Origin of the sequence: Paenibacillus sp. 102 (genome assembly GCF_039549175.1) — a bacterium.
In the GTDB taxonomy this organism is placed as follows: domain Bacteria; phylum Bacillota; class Bacilli; order Bacillales; family Bacillaceae_G; genus Bacillus_A.
This window is the reverse complement of sequence record NZ_JBCGHT010000062.1, coordinates 1-790: the sequence shown is the minus strand read 5'-3', so window position 1 is coordinate 790 and position 790 is coordinate 1. Positions and strand designations below refer to the sequence as shown.

Annotated in this window: 5 tRNA genes and 2 rRNA genes; all 7 read left to right on the top strand. The window is 49.1% G+C overall.

The window, feature by feature from the left end:
* A 23S ribosomal RNA gene (locus AAIE21_RS29245) occupies positions 1–83 on the top strand; the annotation flags it as partial.
* A gap of 100 nt (positions 84–183) precedes the next feature.
* Positions 184–299, top strand: a 5S ribosomal RNA gene (gene rrf, locus AAIE21_RS29240).
* Positions 300–308: 9 nt separating this feature from the next.
* A tRNA-Asn gene (locus AAIE21_RS29235) sits at positions 309–383 on the top strand.
* Positions 384–388: 5 nt separating this feature from the next.
* A tRNA-Ser gene (locus AAIE21_RS29230) sits at positions 389–480 on the top strand.
* A gap of 10 nt (positions 481–490) precedes the next feature.
* A tRNA-Glu gene (locus AAIE21_RS29225) sits at positions 491–565 on the top strand.
* Between the two features lie 4 nt (positions 566–569).
* Positions 570–645 (top strand) — tRNA-Val (locus AAIE21_RS29220).
* Between the two features lie 24 nt (positions 646–669).
* Positions 670–746 (top strand) — tRNA-Met (locus AAIE21_RS29215).
* Positions 747–790: the final 44 nt, after the last annotated feature.

Sequence of the window (790 nt, the reverse complement as noted above, 5' to 3'; positions counted from 1 at the left end):
AGATGATCAGGTTGATAGGTTCGAGGTGGAAGCATGGTGACATGTGGAGCTGACGAATACTAATAGATCGAGGACTTAACCATATAATATGAAGCAATGTTATCTAGTTTTGAGAGAACATAAAAAACTTGTTGACATTTTAAATAAATCAAGTATAATAATGTTTGTCTCTAGTGAATATAGTCTGGTAATGATGGCAGAGAGGTCACACCCGTTCCCATACCGAACACGGAAGTTAAGCTCTCTAGCGCCGATGGTAGTTGGGGCCTTGCCCCTGTGAGAGTAGGACATTGCCAGGCTAATATTTTTCCGCAGTAGCTCAGCGGTAGAGCTATCGGCTGTTAACCGATCGGTCGTAGGTTCGATTCCTACCTGCGGAGCCATGATTGGAGAGCTGTCCGAGTTGGCCGAAGGAGCACGATTGGAAATCGTGTATACGTCACAAGCGTATCAAGGGTTCGAATCCCTTGCTCTCCGCCATAATATTTTTGGCCCGTTGGTCAAGTGGTTAAGACACCGCCCTTTCACGGCGGTAACACGGGTTCGAATCCCGTACGGGTCACCACTTTGGAGGATTAGCTCAGCTGGGAGAGCACCTGCCTTACAAGCAGGGGGTCGGCGGTTCGATCCCGTCATCCTCCACCATATATAATATGTAAATAGTATCGTCGCGGGGTGGAGCAGTCTGGTAGCTCGTCGGGCTCATAACCCGAAGGTCGCAGGTTCAAATCCTGTCCCCGCAACCAAATGGTCCCGTGGTGTAGTGGTTAACATGCCTGCCTGTCACGCA